Origin of the sequence: Paenibacillus sp. FSL H3-0310 (assembly GCF_038002785.1) — a bacterium.
In the GTDB taxonomy this organism is placed as follows: domain Bacteria; phylum Bacillota; class Bacilli; order Paenibacillales; family Paenibacillaceae; genus Paenibacillus_AQ; species Paenibacillus_AQ odorifer.
Genome location: NZ_JBBODC010000001.1, coordinates 3,198,229 through 3,221,724, shown reverse-complemented (window position 1 = coordinate 3,221,724; position 23,496 = coordinate 3,198,229). Strand labels below are relative to the sequence as shown.

26 protein-coding genes are annotated in these 23,496 nt (G+C 41.8%); 23 read left to right on the top strand and 3 right to left on the bottom strand.

Annotated elements, in window-relative coordinates:
* The first annotated feature begins 45 nt into the window (after window positions 1-45).
* The 6 genes from nagE to MHH63_RS14470 all read left to right on the top strand — a co-directional run bounded on the left by nagE (window position 46) and on the right by MHH63_RS14470 (window position 5,604).
* Window positions 46-1,500: an N-acetylglucosamine-specific PTS transporter subunit IIBC gene (gene nagE / locus MHH63_RS14495; RefSeq protein ID WP_036686675.1), complete on the top strand. Its 1,455-nt coding sequence runs from the start codon at window positions 46-48 to the stop codon at window positions 1,498-1,500.
* A gap of 143 nt (window positions 1,501-1,643) precedes the next feature.
* The gene (locus MHH63_RS14490; RefSeq protein ID WP_036686678.1) at window positions 1,644-1,961 is read left to right on the top strand and encodes a hypothetical protein; all 318 of its coding nucleotides are present in this window, start codon (window positions 1,644-1,646) and stop codon (window positions 1,959-1,961) included.
* 119 nt (window positions 1,962-2,080) lie between these two features.
* The gene (locus tag MHH63_RS14485; RefSeq protein ID WP_076301889.1) at window positions 2,081-2,599 is read left to right on the top strand and encodes a sigma-70 family RNA polymerase sigma factor; all 519 of its coding nucleotides are present in this window, start codon (window positions 2,081-2,083) and stop codon (window positions 2,597-2,599) included.
* Window positions 2,600-2,645: 46 nt separating this feature from the next.
* Window positions 2,646-3,731: a DUF4179 domain-containing protein gene (locus tag MHH63_RS14480; RefSeq protein ID WP_248548173.1), complete on the top strand. Its 1,086-nt coding sequence runs from the start codon at window positions 2,646-2,648 to the stop codon at window positions 3,729-3,731.
* Window positions 3,731-4,723, top strand: a complete 993-nt coding sequence (locus tag MHH63_RS14475) for an ABC transporter ATP-binding protein (RefSeq protein WP_341171704.1) — start codon at window positions 3,731-3,733, stop codon at window positions 4,721-4,723. Before MHH63_RS14480 ends, MHH63_RS14475 begins: the two co-directional genes overlap by 1 nt.
* Entirely contained in the window at window positions 4,720-5,604 is an 885-nt protein-coding gene (locus MHH63_RS14470; RefSeq protein WP_076183784.1) for an ABC transporter permease, read from the top strand. Before MHH63_RS14475 ends, MHH63_RS14470 begins: the two co-directional genes overlap by 4 nt.
* 77 nt (window positions 5,605-5,681) lie before the next feature.
* Here MHH63_RS14470 and MHH63_RS14465 read toward each other — a convergent pair whose 3' ends face one another.
* A complete protein-coding gene (locus MHH63_RS14465) occupies window positions 5,682-6,008 on the bottom strand; it encodes a winged helix-turn-helix transcriptional regulator (RefSeq protein ID WP_036686688.1) in 327 nt (108 codons plus the stop codon).
* A 194-nt stretch (window positions 6,009-6,202) separates the two neighbouring features.
* On the opposite strand from MHH63_RS14465, the gene MHH63_RS14460 reads away from it, so the two are divergent.
* The 6 genes from MHH63_RS14460 to MHH63_RS14435 all read left to right on the top strand — a co-directional run bounded on the left by MHH63_RS14460 (window position 6,203) and on the right by MHH63_RS14435 (window position 11,698).
* Complete coding sequence (locus MHH63_RS14460; protein ID WP_076183786.1) at window positions 6,203-6,985, top strand: GTP cyclohydrolase II; 783 nt, start codon at window positions 6,203-6,205, stop codon at window positions 6,983-6,985.
* A 78-nt stretch (window positions 6,986-7,063) separates the two neighbouring features.
* Window positions 7,064-8,119 carry an ABC transporter ATP-binding protein gene (locus tag MHH63_RS14455; RefSeq protein ID WP_076126169.1) on the top strand — a complete coding sequence of 352 codons (1,056 nt, stop codon included), beginning with the start codon at window positions 7,064-7,066 and terminating at the stop codon, window positions 8,117-8,119.
* Window positions 8,120-8,246: 127 nt separating this feature from the next.
* The gene (locus tag MHH63_RS14450; RefSeq protein ID WP_051491475.1) at window positions 8,247-8,996 is read left to right on the top strand and encodes an ABC transporter permease; all 750 of its coding nucleotides are present in this window, start codon (window positions 8,247-8,249) and stop codon (window positions 8,994-8,996) included.
* A 6-nt stretch (window positions 8,997-9,002) separates the two neighbouring features.
* The gene (locus tag MHH63_RS14445) at window positions 9,003-9,788 is read left to right on the top strand and encodes an ABC transporter permease (RefSeq protein WP_036686696.1); all 786 of its coding nucleotides are present in this window, start codon (window positions 9,003-9,005) and stop codon (window positions 9,786-9,788) included.
* Between the two features lie 113 nt (window positions 9,789-9,901).
* Window positions 9,902-10,531, top strand: coding sequence for a hypothetical protein (locus MHH63_RS14440; protein ID WP_076190042.1), 630 nt, complete (start codon window positions 9,902-9,904; stop codon window positions 10,529-10,531).
* Window positions 10,532-10,567: 36 nt separating this feature from the next.
* Entirely contained in the window at window positions 10,568-11,698 is a 1,131-nt protein-coding gene (locus MHH63_RS14435) for a GNAT family N-acetyltransferase (protein ID WP_341171703.1), read from the top strand.
* A 101-nt stretch (window positions 11,699-11,799) separates the two neighbouring features.
* Here MHH63_RS14435 and MHH63_RS14430 read toward each other — a convergent pair whose 3' ends face one another.
* A complete protein-coding gene (locus MHH63_RS14430) occupies window positions 11,800-14,103 on the bottom strand; it encodes an MMPL family transporter (RefSeq protein WP_076183792.1) in 2,304 nt (767 codons plus the stop codon).
* A 47-nt stretch (window positions 14,104-14,150) separates the two neighbouring features.
* Entirely contained in the window at window positions 14,151-14,771 is a 621-nt protein-coding gene (locus MHH63_RS14425; protein WP_341171702.1) for a TetR/AcrR family transcriptional regulator, read from the bottom strand.
* 296 nt (window positions 14,772-15,067) lie between these two features.
* Here MHH63_RS14425 and mraY point away from each other — a divergent pair, with 296 nt between their 5' ends.
* From mraY to MHH63_RS14370, 11 genes are all read left to right on the top strand, one after another.
* A complete protein-coding gene (gene mraY / locus MHH63_RS14420) occupies window positions 15,068-16,021 on the top strand; it encodes a phospho-N-acetylmuramoyl-pentapeptide-transferase (protein ID WP_076183800.1) in 954 nt (317 codons plus the stop codon).
* A 106-nt stretch (window positions 16,022-16,127) separates the two neighbouring features.
* Complete coding sequence (locus MHH63_RS14415; protein ID WP_280752997.1) at window positions 16,128-16,439, top strand: ArsR/SmtB family transcription factor; 312 nt, start codon at window positions 16,128-16,130, stop codon at window positions 16,437-16,439.
* 81 nt (window positions 16,440-16,520) lie between these two features.
* Window positions 16,521-17,690, top strand: a complete 1,170-nt coding sequence (locus MHH63_RS14410) for an MFS transporter (RefSeq protein WP_076183807.1) — start codon at window positions 16,521-16,523, stop codon at window positions 17,688-17,690.
* 152 nt (window positions 17,691-17,842) lie between these two features.
* Window positions 17,843-18,463, top strand: coding sequence for a thermonuclease family protein (locus tag MHH63_RS14405; RefSeq protein ID WP_076126181.1), 621 nt, complete (start codon window positions 17,843-17,845; stop codon window positions 18,461-18,463).
* Window positions 18,464-18,530: 67 nt separating this feature from the next.
* On the top strand, window positions 18,531-18,971 hold the full coding sequence (locus tag MHH63_RS14400; protein WP_076126240.1) for an NUDIX hydrolase: 441 nt from the start codon (window positions 18,531-18,533) through the stop codon (window positions 18,969-18,971).
* A gap of 201 nt (window positions 18,972-19,172) precedes the next feature.
* A complete protein-coding gene (locus tag MHH63_RS14395) occupies window positions 19,173-19,532 on the top strand; it encodes a BlaI/MecI/CopY family transcriptional regulator (RefSeq protein ID WP_076126183.1) in 360 nt (119 codons plus the stop codon).
* 11 nt (window positions 19,533-19,543) lie between these two features.
* A complete protein-coding gene (locus tag MHH63_RS14390) occupies window positions 19,544-19,711 on the top strand; it encodes a hypothetical protein (protein ID WP_341171701.1) in 168 nt (55 codons plus the stop codon).
* Window positions 19,695-21,077 (top strand): M56 family metallopeptidase, encoded by a 1,383-nt coding sequence (locus MHH63_RS14385; RefSeq protein ID WP_341171700.1) that lies wholly within the window; start codon window positions 19,695-19,697, stop codon window positions 21,075-21,077. The genes MHH63_RS14390 and MHH63_RS14385 overlap by 17 nt, the downstream gene beginning before the upstream one ends.
* Before the next feature lie 135 nt (window positions 21,078-21,212).
* Window positions 21,213-22,316 carry a PRK06851 family protein gene (locus MHH63_RS14380; RefSeq protein ID WP_248548332.1) on the top strand — a complete coding sequence of 368 codons (1,104 nt, stop codon included), beginning with the start codon at window positions 21,213-21,215 and terminating at the stop codon, window positions 22,314-22,316.
* A gap of 148 nt (window positions 22,317-22,464) precedes the next feature.
* Complete coding sequence (locus tag MHH63_RS14375) at window positions 22,465-23,181, top strand: AzlC family ABC transporter permease (RefSeq protein ID WP_076183819.1); 717 nt, start codon at window positions 22,465-22,467, stop codon at window positions 23,179-23,181.
* Entirely contained in the window at window positions 23,178-23,489 is a 312-nt protein-coding gene (locus MHH63_RS14370; RefSeq protein ID WP_036686713.1) for an AzlD domain-containing protein, read from the top strand. The genes MHH63_RS14375 and MHH63_RS14370 overlap by 4 nt, the downstream gene beginning before the upstream one ends.
* Window positions 23,490-23,496 lie beyond the last annotated feature (7 nt).

Sequence of the window (23,496 nt, the reverse complement as noted above, 5' to 3'; positions counted from 1 at the left end):
GGTTTATAGAGCACTACTACTATTGAACCGAAAGGATGATTTTAAATGTTGGCTTTTCTACAAAAACTAGGTAAGTCGTTAATGCTTCCTGTTGCAACCATGCCGGCGGCAGCTATTCTTCAAGGGTTTGGTTTGCTTAACTACGAAAAAGATATTCCGCTAGGAGCGACCATTGGTGGATTTCTGAATCAATACTTTGCTCCATTTCTAAACGCCGGAGCGAATGCGATCTTCGGTAACCTAGCCTTAATCTTCGCGGTAGGGGTTGCCATTGGATTTGCCGGTGACGCCGTAGCAGCTTTGTCAGCAGTAATTTCTTACATGGTACTGACTAAGATTCTGCTTATCGTACCGCTTCAATTCTCTTTCATCAATGATGATGTTGTATTGAACATGGGTGTGCTTGGTGGTATTTTTGCCGGTGCTTGGGCAGCGTTCTTATACAAGAGATATCACAATATAAAAATGCCTGATTGGCTCGGATTTTTTGCAGGTAAACGTTTTGTCCCAATCATTACGGCAGCTTCTATGATGGTTCTTGCTGTATTTGTGGGTATGATCTGGAGTCCGATACAAGATGTTATTAGTGACTTCGGGAACTGGGTTGTGTCACTGGGGGCTGTTGGAGCATTCATCTTCGGTACAGCTAACCGCTTGCTGATTCCGTTCGGTCTTCACCACGTGCTTAATACGATTGCTTGGTTCCAAATTGGTGATTTTACGAATGCAGCTGGTGAACTGGTGCATGGTGACTTGTACCGCTTCTTCGCTGGAGATAAAACAGCTGGGATGTTTATGACTGGATTCTTCCCAATTATGATGTTTGCGCTTCCAGGGGCAGCACTTGCATTTATTCATACAGCTAAACCGGAAAAACGTAAAATGGTTGCTTCCATCTTCATCGGTTCTGCCATTGCCTCTTTCTTAACAGGGATCACTGAACCACTTGAGTTCTCCTTTATGTTCGTAGCACCACTCTTGTACGGAGTTCATGCTTTATTAACAGGATTCTCCATGGCCTTGATGTACATTTTAGATGTTAAGCTTGGTTTTGGTTTCTCGGCAGGTTTGATCGATTATCTTGTAAACCTGAAACTGTCTACTAATGCATGGATACTTATTCCTGTAGGTCTTGGATTCTTCGTCTTGTATTATGTACTATTCCGCTTTATTATCTCATTGTTCAAGCTAAAAACACCTGGACGTGAAGATGATGATGAAGAAAGTCTGTTAGCACCACCTGGAGGTAATGGAACGCCTTCATCGTCTTCTAAAGCTGCTCAAATTCTTGAGAACATCGGCGGTCCATCGAACATCCGCAATATCGATGCATGTATCACACGCCTTCGTCTGATTGTTAATGACGAAAAAGCCGTTAAAGATTCCGCATTGAAACAGCTCGGAGCTTCCGGTGTTATGAGACTGGGTCAAGGGGCTGTGCAGATCGTATTTGGTCCAAAATCAGAGCAAATTAAAGATGATATTCAAAAGCTTTTATAACTAAATTGATCATGTTGAAATCCTTAAACAGGGCTGGTTCTCATACCAGTCCTGTTTTTTTGCTGTGTCCAGAGATAAAGGGTTGCTTTATAGATAATGCCTAGTATAATACTTGGTATAAGTAAGCAAAGGAGTCGGTACACATGTCAGTCGATGATTATTTGGATCTTTTAAATTACGCCAAGGCGATTAAAGATGGGCAGTGGCAGGCTGACATCATTGAGCGCTTAAAGAATCTTAGTGCAGCAGCGGAAAGTCCTCAGATACAAGAAGAAAGTGTAATAGAACTTTGGTCAAGGTTTGATGCCATTAACATAATGATCATGAAGCTGTTTGAGAAGTTACGGGAGAATGAACATTCAGAGCAACAGTTTCAGTGGAAAGAGCAGCTCTGGGAGCTTAGGCTGGAACGGAGTATTTTATCTAAAAAGATTCTTAATCGTTACATTCGAATTAGGTAAACACTAGAAGACAGTTTCCTTATTAATTTAGGGGCTGTCTTTTTTTACGTAATCTTGATACAAAAATACATTGATAGTCGTCTTACTTATAGCTGCAGCTGATAAGGAGGATTTACAAGATGGAAATTCCGGAATCTGAAATTTTTAAAGCAATATTCTATGAACATTATCCTATTGTCAGACGTAAGCTGACCGCTTTGGTTCGTGATGAGTCGGCAGCAGATGATTTGGCACAAGAAGTTTTTCTGAGATTGTATCGTAACCCCCCAGATGATCCAGCAGCGCTGGGTGCCTGGCTTCATAGAGTCCTTACTCGTATTGGATATGATTATCTGGACAAAAAAGCAAGGGAACGGCGGCTGCAAAATAAACAAGAACAGTTATACGAAGTGAGGGAATCACCTCCTTCAGGAGAGGAAGTCTTAATCAGTAAGCTGGATCAGGAGGATGTTCATGAATGGTTGAACGAGCTGCCTGACAGGGATAGACAAGCGCTTCTGCTTAGATACTCTGGTTACAGTTATGCGGAAATAGCAGGCGAGCTTGGTCTAAGACCTCCCGTAGTAGGGACATTACTGCACCGTGCGACCCAGAGGTTAAGACAAAATGCAGCAAAATCACTGTCTCAGACGGAATAATAAAACGAGATAAGCGAAGCTCCAAATTATTTAGGAGGGATTACTAATGACTAAACAACCGCTAAATCAAGATCATAATAAACAACATACAGATGAAGCCTGGGCCAAATTGCAAAACAAGTTAGCGTCTGAGCCTGCAAGTCCCAAATGGTCTGTGTGGAGTCAGCAGTTGTCTGTGGATGGTATGAAAGATGATGACAAAACAGATCCACATATAGACCAGCCTCAATCTACGGATGACAATCCAAAAGCTAATATCCGATCCAAGCGTCCTCGCATGAATCGTCGGCGCAAATGGGGAGTAGCAGTGGCAGGTGCCGCGATCTTTGCGGTTATACTTGGAACTCCAGTAGGAAATACGGCTATGGCATCGCTGCTGAATCAATTTCGGATGGAAGAAGTTACAGTTGTGAATGAAAATGATATCCGGGATATTTTTTATCAGGTAAATGAAAGTCAATCCATGAATGAAGCTATGAACAAATTTGGTGTGTTTACAAGTTCCTTTGGTTCAAATAAAGGGATTATTCCGCTAGATCAGGTGGAAGAGACTCTAGGTTTTACACTTCCAAGCGGAACTTTGCTCGAGAATGTGAAGAGCGCATATATAACCAATTCACAAGAAATAACCTTGAAGCTTAATATTGAAGCAGTTAATAAAGCAATGAAAAGATTGGGTGCAAAACAGCTTCTTCCAGAAGCCATAGATGGGAAAGAAATTAAATTAGATCTTTCGGAGATCGTGAATTATGATCTTTCGATAGATAATGATAAATGGGCTAATCTTACACAGACGAAGACTCCTTTAATTACGGTAGATCCAACTATAAAGGTTGATGAAGCTTTGGAAGCTATAATCGATTTTCCATTGCTGCCAGATTATCTGAAATCCAGCTTAAAGCAGAGCCGCATTTTATCGGGTGAAATTCCTCTGCCACTGGTAAAAGGCCTGAATACCGATCAAATAAAGATTAAAGATACAACGGTTCTACTGAATCAGAATGAATATAGTCAAGGGATTGTGTACTCGGCCGTTTGGGTACAGAACGGACAACTGTTTGATTTCAACGGAGGAAGCGTGTATACAGATAAAGCTGTATTCTTAGAGAAGCTAGGGGAGTTGATTGAATAATGACGGCTGCTGCAATAGAAGCGAAGTCTTTGACCAAAGAATATGATAACGGACGTGGTTGCCGTGATGTAACGATTACTGTTGGGAAAGGGGAAGCCTTTGGCTTCCTCGGCCCTAATGGTGCGGGGAAAAGTACCTTTGTCAAAATGTTGGTAGGTCTCATTCGTCCATCGAATGGTAGTGCTACTCTATTTGGTCATAAGATCGGTTCACTTGAAGCCAAGTCCCAAATCGGATATTTACCGGAATTATATCGCTATCAAGAATGGCTTACGGGGGAAGAAGTAGTAAGACTGCATGCCAAGCTGTGCCGTGTAGATCGATCTGTAGCCGACAAAAGAATTCCAGAGCTTCTAGCGGAAGTTGGAATTGGAAACCGTGGACGGGATCGTGTGAAACATTATTCCAAAGGGATGCAGCAGAGATTAGGGCTTGCTTGCGCTCTTGTAAACAATCCGGCCATCGTTTTTCTGGATGAGCCCTCATCGGCGCTAGACCCGATTGGACGTCAGGAAGTTCGGAATATTTTGCAGAGGCTAAAAGAGAAGGGAGTTACAATATTTCTTAACTCTCATCTACTGGAGGATGTTGAACTCATCTGCGACCGTATGGCACTGCTGAATAACGGAGTTATAATGCGGCATGGGAAAGTATCTGAGATCTTAAATAAGCGAACAAGCTGGCATTTTAAAGTGGGCGGTTTTACGCCTATTTTGTTGTCTTGGTTACAGGATAGTACTGAACTTCAGATCAAAGTTTCAGCGGATATCGGAGCTCAATCTGAAAAAGGAGCTTCATTCCCAGCTACATTGGAGAGTAGCACAGTTTGGCTGGAAGCGGAATTGGAGAATGAGGAGCAAGTAGGCTGGCTGAACACGTTAATTATTGAACAGGGCATGACCTTATATGAAGTCTCACGGAAGCGAGAACGTCTGGAAGACTGGTTTATGAGTGCTGTATCCGGCCTAAGTCACAGAGGTGAACACGAATGAGAATAATCATAGGAATGACCTGGAAGGAATTGCTGCGTAAACGAGTAATGGTATTAACATTGCTTATGACCATTGTCTTTCTTATAGGGTTTTGGTTTGTGGCAAATACGATCGGACAAAGCGGAATACCGAACAGAACAGATATTAGCAGTGGCGAGCATCTCTTAGCTAATTTTACAAATGGTGCTTTTATATTATCACTTGGCTTCTTTTTTGGCGCTTTTGTACTCGCCTTTTTGGCGATCTTCAGTTCCTTCTCAGCTATTGCAGGTGAAGCGGAACAAGGGGTTATGCAGGCTTTACTGCCAAGACCGCTGCCGCGGTGGAAATGGTATACAGGCCGCTGGCTTGGATATGTGACGCTTGGGATCGGTTATGCCCTGATTTTATTTATTTCTATTTTATGGATTACTGAGATCCATGCCACCGTTCCTAGAGATGCCGTAGTCCTATTGAAATCATTTTTGTTATTCTCCTCTGTAGTACCTTTGCTAATTACGATTTCTATGCTGGGTTCTGGATTCTTCTCAGCAGTGGGGAATGGTGTCTTTATGACAATGTTATATGGAGCTGGCTGGTTAGGTGGGATGATTGATAAGATCGGAGGATCGCTGAGATTAGAACCCGATGTCCTTGACACATTAAATAATCTGTCAGGAATGATGGCACTGCTTATGCCAGTGGATGGTTTACAGCGGAAAATGACCGCCGTCCTGTTCAGCGCTAATGAAATGAGTGGAATGATGGGGTTGTTCGGCAGCATGAATGGATTGCTGGATTTTAATACGGTTCCGTCAAATATGTTTATTTTTTATGCGATTGGATATACCCTGTTAGCTTTTGTTATAGGTCTACTTCGCTTCGAGCGAAAAGACTTATAAAGGGGATGTTAATCCAAAAAGAGCCCTCTTGTCTCATGATCGGGACAATTAGGGCTCTTTGTGTTGTGTAGCGGGAATCATTTCTTAATACCAAGCTCAATCCATTCGGTAGACCAGTTTCCAATTTCACCAAGTATAGGAGCAAGCGCTGTGCCTTTTGGAGTCAGAGAGTACTCAATACGTACTGGCATTTCAGGATATACAGTTCGCTCTATAATGCCTTCGGTTTCCATTTCCTTCAATCGGTCAGATAACACCTTGCCACTGAGATTGGACAGACAGCTCTCAATTTCACCAAAACGGCGTGGCCCTGGCATAAGCACGAAAACAATAAGCGCGACCCAACGTTTACTTAGCAAGTCTACCGCTTTTTCAAAGCGAGGACACATGTTGAAATCATTCATAATATCACCTCGACATTCATTATATCATAAACTTACATAAAGTAATTATAAATATTTAAAGATATATTATAACTTGACGAAGTTATATTACAATGATAAACTTACTTACAAATAGTTACTTATAATTTAACTAATATTTTATCCTTATGCTTAGCTCTATCTAAGCATTGATGAACAATGAGGAAGGTGTAATTATGATTAAACCAGAAATCACTTCTATTTTACAGAATAAAATCACGCGAATTCCTTTAGCAAATTCCACAAATATATTGGTTGGACCCATTACATTACCGGTGAATTTAGACGGCGAGACCGTTGTTTTTAAATGGTACAACTGGCTGAATACAACGGATGCAGAGCTTCTTCAAGAGGATAGCAGTAAAGCAACGGCAGCTTTAATTTCACGTTTGCCATCCATGAACTTAGCAGAAGGACAACAATCCAGTGTGTTGGTATATGGCGATTTCGAAGAATCTGAGGATGCATTGATCCGGATGCATAGCATCTGCCATACTGGCGATATTTTTGGCAGTAAACGTTGCGATTGCGGCTTCCAGCTGCATCAATCCATGAAAATGATTGTTGAGCATGGCTCTGGGGCATTATTTTATCTCGCGAATCATGAAGGAAGAGGCATTGGCCTGTTCAGCAAATCTTTAGCGTATCTTTTACAGGAAGAAGGATACGATACAGTTGAGGCTAATTTAGAGTTGGGATTTGCTGATGATTCAAGAAACTACGAAGAGGCAATCAGTGTTCTGCAAACTTTACGTCACAAACCAGTGACGCTGATTACGAATAATCCGAAGAAATTGGATGCGCTCAAGGCTGCAGGGATGAATGCCGTGAAAAGAGTAGCGTTATGGGGAGATGTATCTTCTTTTAACGAGAAATATTTGCGGACTAAAGTCGCTCGCTCAGGGCATTTAGAAGCTGTGAAGGACACCCATTCGCTAAATGAAAGACTGGCTAAGTAAAGATTGAAGTAGTGCTTTTGCGCTTCTTCTATTATAATGGGGTACTGGGAACCAACTCTAAGCTTAGTGAGGTACAATATGACTGCTATTCAAGTACAAGACTTACGCAAAACATTCAAAGTACAAAAAAACCGCGAGGGTCTCAAAGGGGCCTTCGCTGATTTGTTTAAAAGGGAATATACGGAAGTGACTGCGGTGAAGGACATTTCCTTTTCCATTCCTGAAGGTGAGATCTGTGGATATATCGGCGAGAACGGTGCTGGGAAATCGACCACGATCAAAATGCTCACAGGTATTCTCGTGCCGACTTCCGGAAACCTGACAGTAGGTGGGTATGTTCCGTATTTGGAGCGCGAGAAATTCGTGAAAAATATCGGTGTGGTATTCGGGCAACGAAGTCAGCTATGGTGGGACATTGGCGTGATTGAGTCGTTCCAGCTCCTGCGCAAGGTTTACCGGGTGTCTGAACAAGATTTCAAGAAACGGCTGGATGAATTGGTCGAACGACTGCAACTGCAAGAACTGCTGAATCGTCCGGTTCGTAAGCTTAGTCTAGGTCAGCGGATGCGTTGTGAATTAGTGGCAGCATTGCTTCATAATCCATCGATTGTATTTCTGGATGAACCGACCATTGGCTTAGATATTGTGGTGAAGTCAGAGATCCGTGAATTCCTGAAAGATATGAACCGCGAGCATGGGACAACCATACTGCTGACTACACATGACCTGCAAGATATTGAGGCGCTTTGCTCCCGAGTGATAATGCTTGATGATGGCCGTATCATTTATGACGGAGGACTGGAAGACCTGAAGCAGCGTTGGGGAACCGGACGTGAGGTTCAATTTCAATTTGGAAATGCAACGAAACGTCAGCAACTTGAGTTATGGACTGAGGGATTGCCTGTTACTTGGTCTGCGGAGAACGATTTAGGGGCGTCTGTCTGGATACCGCTAGAGCTAAATGTATCGGATGTATTAGGCAGAGTAGTGGGAAAAGCAGACATTACTGATATCAAAATCATAGAGACCAATACGGACGATATTGTTCGCAGTATTTATCAATCCGGGTCTGCAGACAAGCCTGATGAAATGGCTGCCGCTCTGAAGGATGAAAGAGAGGCTTTACATGTCTGATAAGCTTAATCCTGCAACAGCTATGTCTTCCTCCTCAGGAAGTTCATCTTCTGGCGGTCCTCAGGAGAATAGCCGTAAATTACTATTCGGGGCTTACTTAGATTTTATACGCATCCGTTTTCTTACCATGCTTGCTTATCGGATTAACTACTACTCAGGTATTCTTATCTATTCACTGAATATTGGGGTTAACTATTTCACTTGGATGGCCATTTATGGCAATGGGGATTCATTGGGTGGCTTTACTGCAACGCAAATGACATCATATGTTGCTGTGTCGTGGATGGCTAGAGCCTTTTATTTTAATAACCTAGACCGCGAGATCTCTACGGATATCCGTGATGGAAGTATCGCTATCCAGTTTATAAGGCCCTATAACTATGTCTTAGTCAAAATGATGCAAGGTCTTGGAGAGGGAATGTTCCGCTTCCTTTTATTTATGATTCCCGGCATGGCGATAGCGATGCTGCTGTTCCCGGTTCAATTGCCAACAGCGCCATCTGCTTGGGCAGGGTTCCTGGTGATGCTCTTTTTCAGCTTTTTAATTAATTCACAGATCAATATCATCACAGGGCTCTCGGCATTTTTTGTAGAAAATAATGAAGGCATGATGCGAATGAAGCGGGTGATTGTAGACTTATTCTCCGGCTTAATCGTACCGATCAGTCTGTTTCCTAACTGGTTATCTTCCGTACTTGAGGTGCTGCCGTTTCAGGCGATTACCTACTTGCCAGGTTCAGTGTTTACGGGACGTGTGCAAGGGGTTGGAATATGGAATGTATTAGGGATACAAATTATTTGGTTCCTAGTATTGCTGATTCCAATTGTCTGGTTATATCATGCGGCGCGGCAGCGTCTCTTCGTGCAGGGAGGTTGAGGAAACATGTATTACCTGGGATTATTAATTGAATATATCAAAAACTATATGAAGAGCCGGCTCACCTATCGCGCTGACTTTTGGGTAGAGGTCATTTCAGACTTACTTTTTCAAGCTACCAACTTTATCTTTATTCTCGTAATTTTTATGCACACAGATAGCCTGGGCGGCTGGAATCAGAATGAAGTAGTGTTCGTTTATGGATTCTTTATGGTGCCATTTGGGGTGTTTAGTTGTTTTGTGAATCTATGGGGATTTAGTGAACGTTACATCGTTAAAGGTGAGATGGACCGTATTTTGACACGCCCAGCTCATAATTTGTTCCAGATCTTTTTGGAAAATGTTGATCCACCAGCACTTATGGGCTCATTCATAGGTATTATTATTATGGCCATCAGTGGCAGCAATCTGGGTCTTCCTTTTGAATGGTGGACGATACCGGCTCTGATCATTCTAACGTTAAGTGCGGTCGCCATCTATACGGGGATTTACACAACGTTGACTTCATTGTCTTTCTATTCGGATGCTCCTACTGGCATTCTTCCGTTAATGTACAACATTCAGACTTATGGCCGTTACCCGGTAACGATTTACAATCGTGCTATACAGGTATTGCTTACTTGGATCATTCCATTTGCATTCGTTGGAGTGTATCCAGCCGCGCTTTTTCTACAGCGGGAGGAGATGACCAGCCTTGCTCTGATGACACCTGTAGTAGGCGCTATATTCCTGGGGATTGGTTTGTTAGCCTGGAGTTATGGCGTACGAAGATATAAAGGTGCGGGGTCTTAAGTTAAGCTAGTGTTTTGTTAAGTTGGAAAGGCTACCTTCGGGTAGTCTTTTTTTTCACTCGGAATCATGAATATGCTAAAATCATTTATATCTACAATGGGGAGGAATCATAGATGAATGTGTTAGATATTTTACCAGCACCCGAAAACTTAAAAAAACTTATGAAAATACTTGCTTCTCTAAATATTGTCTTATGTCCAGAGGAATGGCTTCGCTATCATAGTTTTGATTCTAAATTTGATAAGAATGTTTCTCTAGCATCGATCGATAATGGCTCAGGCGATAATTTGTTTATTATTTTTACACCTCAAGGAACGGTAATTAAAGGTTTTGATCATGAGTCCGAAGTAAGTCCATATGCGCGTGACGAACATGAAGTTTGGCCAGGAATCTATGAAGAGGTCCCAACCTCGCTATTGTCTTTACTGGAAGATGAGGCGATAGCTAAGGATGATGTTACTTTTTGTTTTTGGCGTGAAAATAATGATTTGACGTGGCAGAAGGGGAAAGTAGAGATTCCAGCGGAGGTAGAAGATGGTTCGGACTTTTTGCTAGGGACTATTTTCCGCACAGCTGAGGATTTTGTGGAATTTGCCGAAGGTTATTTTGAACTCACACTCCCTTTAGAGGTTGTTGCACAAGTTTATGAGGGGGCAGCCATTACAAAAGAGATGATCAAAGCGTTAAATCCTGATGGTGATGTAGAGACAATCCTTCAGGAGTTAGCAGAGCTAGACTCTTAAGGACTTATCGATTTTGAAAACAAAGGGGGATGCGAAATGAAACTTTACGTGGAAAAGCTGAATGCTGATGCTGCTAAGGATATTTTAAGCTGGCAATATGATCCACCCTATGATTTTTACAATAATGAACTAACTCCTGAAGCTATAAGTGAAATGCTAGAGGAAGCGTTTTTTTCTGTACTTGATACAGATGAACAATTGATTGGTTTCTTCTGTGTAGGAAGTCCGGCACAGGTTCCAAATGATATATATACATATTCTCAGGATTTTATAGATGTGGGTTTAGGAATGAAGCCTGAGTTAACCGGACAGGGGAATGGGACACTATTTTTCACTACAGTCCTTAACTATATTAATGAGAGATGCGAGGAAAAACCAAAGCGGCTGACAGTGGCGAAGTTCAACGATAGAGCGATACGCTTGTATGAAAAACTAGGATTTAGCAGGGAAGCTGAAATCGTTAAAGGAACTACAGAATTTATTATTATGATTTGTAATGAAAATGATAATCTTGCTTCCATGTATGAGCGGGCGAAACCCGGCGAACTAATTACTTTTGGCGCTTATCCGCAAATGGCGGACGGAGCAGACCAAATGCCGATAAAGTGGCGGGTGCTGCAAAATTCAGGTAGAGAACTGTTCATTTTGAGCGAGTATATTTTGGACTGCAAGCGGTATCACGGTGAATATGTTGACGTTACATGGCATGACTCCGATTTGCGAAAGTGGTTGAACGATGAGTTTTATAATGCCGCTTTTAATGACTCCGAGCACAGGCTCATCAAGACTACACAATGCACAGATAACGGAGAGGGAAGTATAAACACGGAAGATAAGATTTTTCTGCTTAGTGTTTCGGAGGCGAATGAATTCACCTTTAAACTTGGAGAAGATACTTTACGTGTGAAGCGTAGGGCGATAGGAACGGGATTCTCCAAAGTGAAAAAGTACGATGGATGTAAATTGTATGTGTATGATAAAAAAGTCAAAGCTGATTATATCCTTGAGAAGGATGAAGAGTTTGGCTGCTCATGGTGGTGGCTGAGAACTCAACCTGCGATTTCCTCACGTGCGTATTTTGTAGGTACTCGTAGCAGTATTCGCAGTTACGGACATGTCAACTTGGCTTGTTACGGTGTGCGCCCCGCTTTAATCCTTAATTATTAAGCTCTTTCTCCAACATCGTTTCATGGGAAGCGAATCTTACCACAGAAACAAAACAGCCTGAACCCCTAGGAATACAGGACTCAGGCTGTTTATTATTGTATCTATTTCATGGAATTAGACTTGTCTTTAGCATTGAGTGTAGCAATCAGTTTCTCGCCTTCGACATCCAGGTTTGGCAGAATACGGTCGAGCCATTTTGGAAGTGCCCAAGCTTTGTTGCCGAAAATAGACATTACAGCAGGAACTAATCCCATTCGAATAATGAAAGCATCGATTAAGATCCCTACGGCCAGTGTAAAGCCAATTTGTTTAATCATGACATCATCCGTAAAAATAAACCCTGCAAAAACGGAGATCATAATTATAGCAGCACCTACAACGACACGACTCACCTGGTTGTATCCATGAACAACGGACTCTGATCCCTCATGACCATGAACGTACGATTCACGCATGGAACTGACAAGGAAAACCTGATAGTCCATCGCGAGCCCATAAAGGATACCTGTGACGATGATTGGCATAAAGCTTAGCAATGGGCCACCGGTGTCGAAACCAAAAAGAGAATGGAGCCAGCCCCATTGGAACACGGCTGTGGTGATCCCGAAGGTAGCGAGTATGCTAAGCAGAAAACCGATCGTAGCTTTGATAGGAACGATAATCGAACGAAATACCAACAGAAGAATAATGAGCGATAGGAGAATGATGATTCCTACATAAATGGGAAATACATCTGCCAGTTTGGCCGACATATCGATGTTAACAGCGGTAAAGCCGGTAACCCCGAGTTTAACATCATTACTTTGAGCGATACTAGATTCCGTAGCCCGTAAATCATTCACCAGATTTTTGGTTGTTATATCGCTAGGACCCGTTTCTGGAATCAGACTGAAGATAGCCAAATCCTTAGTCATGCCCAGAGGAGTGACCAACGCGACATTCTCTTGAGCTTGGAGCTCTTTTACAAGATTTCCTAGAAGCTCCGGAGTGACTGGAGTGGAAGAATTCTTTGGTTCTGCAACCAGAATAAGTGGTCCGTTAAACCCCTCTCCAAAACCCTCGGATATAGCATCATAACTTTGTCTTGCTACCGTGTCCAAATTCGCTGAGGCAGCTCCGGGAATGCCCATTTCCATTTTCGCTATGGGGGTTGCTGCTACGCCAAGTACCACGACGATGGCAACAATAGTGACCCAACGATACTTGATGATGAATTTAACCCATCTATCAGCTATACCGCGGTTACCCGTTTTATGATGATCCTTGTTTTTCTTGCGAGCTTTAGGCGAACAGATGCGTTCACCCACCAATCCGAGCAATGCCGGCAATAGGGTTAAGGCAACAAATACGTTGATAAGGACGGTAGCTGCTGCTACTAACGCCATCGTTGATAAGAAAGTAAGCCCGATTACAAGCATACCGCAGAGAGCAATAATAACCGTCAAACCGGCGAAAAATACGGCGCTGCCGGATGTGCCAATAGCTCTAGCCGCAGCTTCTTGTGCGCTTAATCCTTGATCAATAATCATCCGGCGTTGGCGATTTACAATGAAAAGAGCATAATCGATTCCGACGGCTAATCCAATCATAAGCGCCAAGACGGAAGTGACACTAGGCATTTCAATGAATTTGGAAATAGAAAATGCTCCACCTACACCGATGCCGACTCCAAGCAGTGCAGTTATAAGGGGCAGACCTGCTGCAACGACAGAGCCAAGCGTCACCAGCAAAACAATTGCAGCAATGACAAGTCCGACAATCTCAGCTGATCCTACACCGATAGATACTGATTTAAGTGTCTCGCCCGGCAGTACAGTAATGTTAGTATCTTTCTCGACATTCTTGACGGTATCAATTACAGAATCAAAAATATCTTGAGAGATAGCAGATTGCTCAATAGTAAACTGGAATTGGAACAATGCAATGCTACCGTCTGCGGAAAGAATAACTCCAGGTACTGGAACGCCATCTGCCATCAGAGGACCATAGGAAAGGGGTGCTGTGGCTGCTGCAGACTGATCCATACTGGCAGCCTGAGTTGCTTCAGTAGTTGAACTACTTGCTTCCGCTGCGTAATCCGCAGGATTAATCACTTCGTTTATACCGTAAACCTCATTAACACCTTTAGTGATCGCTGCCAAACGTTCTGGCGTATCCAATCGCTCATTTTCAGGTGCTTTGAACACGACACTTCCTTGTCCACCAGATGCAGCCGGAAGTTCTGTTGCTAATTGATCCAAAATCTTTTGCGATTCCGTGCCTTCAATCTTCATTTCTGAACTGATATGAATACCATTCATGCTGATCATAGAGATGACAATTCCTAAAATTAAAATCCAACCTAAAATGAAGTACCCAGGTTTGCGATAAGCGGTTTTTCCCACTCTGTATAATAATGTTGACATGTATCTATTTTACACTCCCTCGTTGATGAAAACTGATTGTTAGCCTATTAGAATCCGTTGCGTAAATATCCGTAAATAGTTTCCAAAAATTGATCGAACGTAAGCGTTTCAGGACTTGGATCGTCGCTCGTCGTTTGTCCCGGAAGCAGCACATTAAGTTTTCCGTCAATTAAGGGAAGTACAGTTCCGTAAACCGAATTTATAAGCAGATAAGTATAGACCTCGTCATACTTACCATTTGACAAGTGCAACAATGTTTTTTGTGCTCCAGTTTGCGTAAGATATATTGCTCTTAGATAATGGGGCTCGAGAGCTGGGAATTTTCGGGAAAGTAAAGAAAGCTCACGCAACCTCCCTATAAGCTCAGATGTAAGTTGCATCTTAATTAGTTGATATAAGGTATCCAGCAGGGAGGCATTATCAGGAATTTTGGTGAGCAATTCTTCATACTCATTCGTGTTCCGTACGGTAACTGCTCCCATCGCAACTGCCTCTTCCTTGCATGTGAAATAGTTTGCGAAAGTTCTTCTGGAGTAGCCAGCTTTTTGCACGATATCTTCAACAACAAAACCGTCTAACCCATGTTCAAGTGCAAGTTCGAATGCCGCTTCAGCTAGCGCTTTTTCAGTGGCTTCTTTTTTGAAATCTCTCAACGTTTGTTTAATCATAATTTTATGTATACACCTCCCATATGGCTGTTATTGTGGTGAAGATTAGGATTAATGACTATATACTAATGTAAACTTGCCCAAAGTGCAAACTTTCTCATTGGGCAAGTTTAAGCTTTGGGATCTGCTTATAGAAAACTCTTAGCTGTTACACACCAGAAAACAGGAAATAAAAATAGAATAATTTCTCTTTATCAACAGATGAAAAGAGTACATAATTACAGACGACCTCATTAACTCTAGAAATATTTTGTGAGTATTATAAATGATCTTTTTCAAAGAGGGGAGTTCGTTATATGTATGGAATTCTGGCTGTTTCCGGCCTGTCTTTTCTTCTGGTGGCGGTGTTTACGCCTCTATTAATCTGGACGCTGCATCGACTGAGGTTAACGCAGCCGATTCGTGCCGAGCTTCCAGCAGATCATCAGGCCAAACGGGGTACACCACTAATGGCAGGGTTGATCCTGCTTATCGGGATAGCGATTTCGCTGCAGTTTCAACCCGGGCCTCTAATGTTACTCTTATGCGTTACGTTTTTGTTGTTTAGTTCAGTCGGATTTTTGGATGATTTCAAAAAGGCTTTTTGGCAAAATCCATCCGGCATCAGCGGCCGCTCAAAACTAGTGCTTCAATTTCTTTTTACTGGAATTATATTATATGTGTTGTTCCATTCGTTCGGCCTGACGAGTGATATCGAGTTATTTAAAGGGCAAAATCTGCAGTTGCCTGTGTACCTTTATGTGGCCATCATTTTGCTGTTTGTGGTCGGCTCCGCGAATGCCATCAATTTTACAGATGGTCTCGATGGGCTATTGATCAATGTTGCCATACCGTCGTATTTTTTCTTTTTTATGATTTCGGACAAACCTGAAGTGCAGACATTTTCACTTGTTATGATCGGTTGTCTGCTAGGGCTTTTGCTTTACAATATTTATCCTGCAAGAGCGTTTATGGGCGATACTGGATCACTGGCCATCGGTGGCTCCCTTTCCGTTCTGGCTGTCATTGAAAAGGTTGAGCTCTTGCTTCCGATTTTATTTTTCATTTATTTTGCGGAGCAGTTGTCGGTCATTTTACAAGTTTGGTACTACAAACGGACGAAGCTGCGGCTATTTCGGATGGCTCCGATCCATTACCACTTCAGCTTAAAATACGGATGGAGTGAGAACAAAATCGTGATGATTTTCGGTTTCATTTCGTGGGTATCCGTACTGCTGTGCTGGTTGATATGGAAATATTTAATTCACTAAACGAACAATTCGATACGAAACATGACTCTACATAATGTTATTGCAACAACTAGACATCGGCATCTTTTGTATTTACAAATCCATAAAAGTAGATATAATGGAACACATGGAACCTTTATTGATATTCAAAGCGTTGTCTAACGAGACTCGCAGTCAAATTATGATGTGGCTAAAAACTCCCGAGGAATTTTTTGATGAAAAGCCTTATTTACAACAAGGCCTAAAGTTTCAAATTGGGATTTGCGTGGGAGATATTCAAGCTAAAGCGGGGCTTGCACAGTCGGTTATTTCGAGCTATCTATTGACCATGCAAAAAGCTGGTTTGCTGGAATCTGAGCGAATTGGGAAGTGGACGTATTATCGTCGAAACGAAAAGACAATTCAAGAGTTTTCCGATTATATTAAAGAGAAACTATAGGAGAGAGGAGGGAGGGCTTTTTTTTGATAATACATATCTACAAATCTGAATATGTAAATATAAATGGAGGATTATTTTAAAATGAAAAAGGTTAACCCTTTACTTATTATTATTTTGGCTTTAGGCGTATTTGGCATTATTACAACGGAAATGGGGATTATAGGTGTTCTGCCACAGGTAACTCAAAAATTTAATATATCAACTTCTCAGTCTGGATGGCTTGTAAGTATATTTGCTTTAGTTGTTGCTATTTCAGGTCCATTTCTGACCTTATTGGCTTCTGGAATTAATCGTAAAATAATTCTATTAACTGCTGTGCTTATTTTTGCAATTTCAAATATTGTTTATGCGTATACGACCATGTTTGAAGTAATGCTGATTTTCCGTATTATCCCTGCTATTTTTCATCCCGTGTTTTTTTCAGTTGCACTTGTTACCGCTGCCCAACTTGTCCCTCCGGAAAAGAGCACCAAAGCAGTTACAAAGGTTTTCGCCGGAATAACGGTCGGGTTTGCTTTTGGTGTGCCTTTGACTTCTTATCTCGCGGACAAAATTTCGTTAGAAGTCGCTTTTCTGTTTGGAGCTGTCGTAAGTATAATTGCCTTTTTAGGAATACTAGCTTGGCTTCCTTCCATGCCAGTTAAAGAAAAAATGTCATATGGTAAACAACTTGGTATTTTACGCAAACCCCTATTGTGGTTAAATATTGTGGCAGTTATTTTTATTTTTGCAGCTATGTTTTCTGTGTACAGTTACTTTGCTGAATATCTTGGGCAGGTAACACATATGAACGGGTCATGGATTAGTATCATGTTGATGACCTTTGGGATAATCATGATTTTTGGGAATTTTTTATTTGGAAGCCTTTTGCATAAAGGCATTACAAAGACCGTTATCATGTTTCCATTGTTATATGCGGTAACTTACTTATTCGTATATTATCTAGGTTCTTATTTCCTTCCGATGGTTGTTATCATAATTATTTGGGGGGCAGTGCATTCCGGCGGACTGATTGTCAGTCAAGCATGGTTAACGACCGAAGCGAAAGAAGCTCCCGAATTCGGTAACAGCTTGTTTATCTCATTTTCCAACCTTGGAATTACTATAGGGACTGCTATCGGTGGTTGGTTTATTTCTCACGCAGGAATACATCAACTCATCTGGATCGGAATTATGTTTTCCCTGCTTGCTTTCTTATCGATCATAATCAAAATAAAGATTTCCAAATTAAACGTGGTGGAAGTAGAGTAAAAGCGAAACAGCGATAGCCAAGAATCTTTTTTCTGGTACATGGCTGTCGCTGTTTTCTATGATTAGTAGTACAGTCTTGTGTTTTTAAGTTTTTTAATTTATTTTTAATAGACCCCATGAAATTACATACGTGTATAAGAAAGAGGTTAACAATGAATAAGATTTATCTAGTAAAAAGCTTTTTAGCTATCACACTCTTACTTGGAACAACAACTGCCTGCAACTTAGCCGAGCAGATTACTTTAGAGCCAGTTCCAACGATTACGGCTGATTCCAGTTCTGGATTGGGTTCTACGCCAGACAATACAACAGAGGACAACAAACGTTTAATAGATGCAAAGGTAACACGAGTAGTCGATGGTGACACCATGAAGCTGACTATAGGCGGCAAAAAGGAAACCATTCGTTTATTGCTGGTTGATACTCCAGAGTCAGTGAATCCGAACATCCCCGAACCACAGCCCTTTTCGCTAGAAGCTTCTGATTTCGCCAAAAAGATGCTTACGGATAAAGATGTACAAATTGAACTTGATGTATCGGAGCGGGACAAATATGGCCGCCTACTTTGTTACCTCTATATAGATGGGAAAATGTTCAATGAGATTCTGCTAGAGCAGGGTTATGCACGTGTAGCCTATGTATTTGCACCTAATACAAAATACGTAGATCAATTTAGAGCGATTCAGGATAAGGCGCGAGAGCGGGGAATAGGTATTTGGAGCATTGAAAATTACGCGCAAGACAATGGTTTTCATGTGCAGAAAAAGAAATAAATTTTAATTAGCTTAGGATATTTGAGCCTATTAGAAGAAAGGATGTAGTTTTTTGAGCGATTATATTATGGAGTTAAGAAAGCTGGTAGGTACCAGACCGCTTATAATGGCAGGAGCCTGTGTTTTATTGTGCAGCAATCATCAATTATTATTACAACGTAGAACGGACAACGGATGCTGGGGTTTACCAGGTGGCTCGATGGAGCTTGGGGAGACTTTAGAAGAGGTCGCTAAGAGGGAGCTTTTTGAGGAAACGGGCTTAACAGCCAAAGGTCTTGAATTGTTCGACATGTTCTCTGGAAAAGATCTTTATTATAAATACCCGCACGGGGATGAAGTATATAATGTTGTGGCTGCGTATCTATGCACAGACTTTGATGGGGCGCTAAAAGTAGATGGAATTGAAGTGCAAGAATTGCGTTTTTTTAATTATGCAGAATTGCCAAGCGAGCTGTCTCCTCCAGATGTTCCCGTCATTAAGAGGTTTTTGGATCGTTTTGTGAAGTGATGTCGGATGGTATTCAAAAGATTAAAGAGGGCTGCCTAGTGGTAGCCCTTTCTTTAGTTTGCCATTTCCTCGGAAGTTTCAGTACAACCACGAATTTTTCTGTTGAAAATAACTATAGCAGCAGTGTTGACTTCGTCAAACTATTGGAGTAGTCTGTATCCAAGACCCAAACTATTGCAATAGTGTAAGGAGATGATTTAAATGACTATTAAACTTTTTGATTCGGAACTTAAAGTAATGGAAGTGTTATGGAAAGAAGGAGATAGGTCTGCCAAACAAATTTCTGATATTTTGAAGGCTGAGATTGGTTGGAATATGAATACAACTTATACTGTTATCAAAAAGTGTATTGGTAAAGGTGCAATTGAGCGCTATGAACCTAATTTTATGTGTCATGCGTTAATTGCTAAGGTGCAGGTACAAGAAATGGAGACAGATGAGCTGATTGACAAGGTGTTCAATGGTTCTGTCGACAAGTTATTTGCATCCTTACTTGGGCGTAAGAAATTATCTGCTCAACAGATTGAGAAGCTCAAACAAATCGTCGATAACGTTGAATGAGGTGATGGCCTATGAGCACCTTTATGAATATGAGTTTTACTGCTGCGGTGATGATCGTGGCTATTATTGTCATTCGATCGCTGGTCATCAATAAGCTGCCTAAGAAAACCTTTATGGTGTTATGGGGGGGGGGTTGTATACAGACTACTGATTCCCTTTTCTTTGCCGTCACCATTTAGTATTTACACATGGGTTGATAGTTTACCTTTGAATAATTCGAACAATGTGACTTTCGTTAATCCGTCCTCCCCTCTAACCTTACCCATGAATCTAGTAGGTTCGACTTCGACGTCTGAGGTTCAGTCGATTAATAACCATTTGTCTTTTGCTATCTCGTCTATCTTAGTCATTTGGATAATGGGTATGGTTATTTCCGCATTGTACTTCATCATCACTTATGTGAAATGTCGAAGAGAATTTCATGCTTCTTTGCCTGTTGATCATCCAGTTGCTTTGAAGTGGCTAGATGAACATAAGTTGACACGCACGATACAGATCCGGCAATTGGATTTAATCCGTTCACCCCTAACCTATGGAATTAAGCATCCAGTAATCCTACTGCCGAAAAATACAGACTGGAGTAATATTGAGCAGATACAATACATTCTTATGCATGAACTAGTACATATTCGACGATTCGATCAGATAACGAAGCTGATATTAACAGCTGTTCTCTGTGTTCATTGGTTTAACCCGTTAGTGTGGGTCATGTATATGCTGGCTAATCGTGATATTGAACATTCCTGTGATGAAACGGTTGTGCGATCATTTGGCGAAACAACGAAAAGAGCTTATGCGATGTCTCTTATAACAATGGAAGAACGAAAGAATAAGCTAAACCCTTTAAGCAATCATTTTTCAAAAAATGCGATTGAAGAAAGGATTATGATGATTATGAAGATGAAAAAAACGACCACCGCTGCGACTGTTCTAGCCATTGTCTTAGTTGTTGGGGCTACGGCTGTTTTTGCAACCAGTTCAGCGAAGTCTGCTGGCTTGAACACGAATCAAGATTCATCTGTGTTGACTCGTGGGGACAATGATAATATTCAGTACTCAACGAATGGAGGAAAGACATGGATGAACCAAGTGGAGTATGAAGCAAAATATCCCGTTTCAGATGTAGAATGGTGGACTTATGATGAATACAAAGCTTGGCTCGAAGATGAAAAAATAGAACTCCCAAAAATAATTGGAGGAAAAGCATGGACCTCAGGAGATGGGTGGTTTACATGGACACAGAAGCGTGTGGATGATGTTATCGCTAGGTATGAAAAAAATCTTGCTGATATTAAGAACGGGACAAAAATTTCAAAGACCGTGAATGGTCAGGACGACATGATGTTGTCCTCTAATGCGACTGAAATAAGTACTTCTGTCTACAGTGAAACCATTTCGTCGGACAACGTTGAGGTTATCTCATTTGGCCCGTTTGACACGAAGGAAGAGCTTCTTGCTAAGGTTAAACCTTACTGTGAGCAACAAGTCAAGCAAGGAAATATGACGCAGAGGGAAGCGAAAGAGATACTGAGCAAATACAATTAAGAATAATCCAAGAGTGTGTTGTCACATAAATGTTAGATTCCTGCTTAACTTCGATTTCTAAAGCGTCACCCTTCCCGCAGAACGTTAATAAGATGAACAATGAAACATGACATCAGCCCGGAAAGGTGTGCGATTATGGACGGAACAATCCTGAATTTCTTTGCTGGCGGTAACACAGCTCACGGCTTCTCTAACCTCTATGAGTCGTCATTGCAAGGTTTAACACGTTTGTTTGTTTTAAAAGGAGGCCCCGGTACGGGGAAAACTAGAATCATTCGAGAAATTGGAGATCTTCTGGCTCAACAAGGTTATGAGATCTGGTTAATTCACGCGGCGTCAGATAATGATTCACTCGACGGAGTGGTTATTCCTGAATTAAAAGTAGGAATTATAGATGGTACGGCTCCACGGGTCATTAAGCCAGAATTGCCTGAAGAGGCCATCATACATGTGAATTTGGAGCAGGCCGTCGATACGCTCCAGTTAAGCCAGCGTTGTGTTGAGATCGACAGCTTAGTTGATCAGTACACGGAAGAGCATGAACTAGCTTATTCAGGCTTTGCTGAAGCACTCCGCATTCATGACGAATGGGAAGCGATTTATATTGCGACAATGAATTTCCAAGCCGCTGATGAGCTGACTCAGGAGTATATTCAACTTCTGTATGGTGATCAGAACTTCGAAAAAGTAAGCCGGGTGGATCACCGTTTTTTAGGTGCAGCTACGCCTAAGGGTGCAGTGGATTTTGTACCTAATTTAACCGCAGGGCTAAAAAGATATCTTGTAAAAGGTCGCGCGGGTTCCGGTAAATCTACACTTTTAAAAAAATTGGCGGCTGAAGGAATAAAACGTGGTGTCGATGTTGAGATTTACCACTGTGGTTTCGATCCGAACAGCCTTGATATGATTATCGTACGCGAGCTTGGGTTTGCTATTTTTGACAGCACAGCTCCGCATGAGTATTTTCCCGACCGTGCTACCGACGAGATTGTTGATATGTATTCACGGTGCATTCAGCCAGGTACGGATGAAGCTTTTGCCGAAGCCATCGCAAGTATTAAAGAGAGATATTCCAGCACCATGAAACAATCCATTCAACATCTGACAGCTGCCAAAGTATTTTTGGATGAGTTAAAGACAATCTATGCCGCCGCTACAGATTTTGACCATGTAGATCAGATTAAATCACAAATTCAACAAGAAATCAGCGGGATTGTGGAAAGTCCTCAGGAGGTTTAACCTTCATTAAAGATCGCTCTCTTAGCGGGCGGTCTTTTTTCTATGTCAAGAAATTGGTATGGTACTTACGCACCCATGCGGTTATTCCCACCAGAATTGTATCCAAGTATGCTCTCTCTAGGGACAACGATAAGGGAGAGAGAAACTTATGAGTGATCAGAAAGTGATGTTTAGAACGGGTCTTAAGGATTCTGTAGCTATTGTTGCAGGATTTATTCCTGCTTGTTTTACGTTTGGATTGGTCGGTAAGGGATTAGGCCTGGGGAGTCTGGAAGTGTTCTTATTGTCAGCGCTCGTATTTGCGGGAGCCAGCCAATTTATTGGCGTAAAAATGCTTGCCGCTGGTGCCGCCGCTCCAATGATCCTGCTGCTTACGTTGATCATTAATTTAAGATATTTGTTTATCAGCCTATCTTTTGGGAGTCAGCTTGACCGTACAATCAATCCGCTGGCCAAAGTCTGGATTGGGTTCAGTTTAACAGAAGAAGTGTACGCTGTTAGTATGATCCCCCGCAATCATTCAAAAGAAAATATAACTCTTCCATATTTGCTGGGTCTACAAATTCCTCCGTATATAGCAAATTTACTGGCAACAGCTGCGGGAATATCGCTGGCATCCTACATTCCGGCTGTATACTTACCTGCTTTGAACACCTCATTATATGCCTTACTGATAGCACTAGTAGTGCCACAACTAAAGGGAAGCATTCGGAATTTGGCCATATGTTTAGCAGCGGCGGGTTCTTCATGGCTTCTACATCCCGTACTTGGAAACTCCTCGATACTTGCAGCTATGTTAATGGGTATGGCAGTAGGGTCCTTATTTCGAGAGCAAGCTGAAGTAGAAAAGGAGGTCTCCGTATGACTATTCTGATCATTATCGGGATGGCAATCCTTACATTTTCATTTCGTTTTGTACCTTTGCTGCTGACAAAGCATACGAATGGCTCTTCCAAAGTCCAAGCTTTGTTGGAATATTTGCCTATCGCGGTTCTTAGTGCTTTAACGGTTCCTGGGATATTTCAGGTGGACGCAGATGACAATCTTGTAGGTATCGCTTCGGGTATAGTCGCTGTTATACTGGTATTAATTAGGAAAATACCGCTGTTACTTGTGATCTTAGGTGCTGTTTCTGCAGCACTAATTGTAAAAATCCTTACTATGAACCATTAAGAAAACC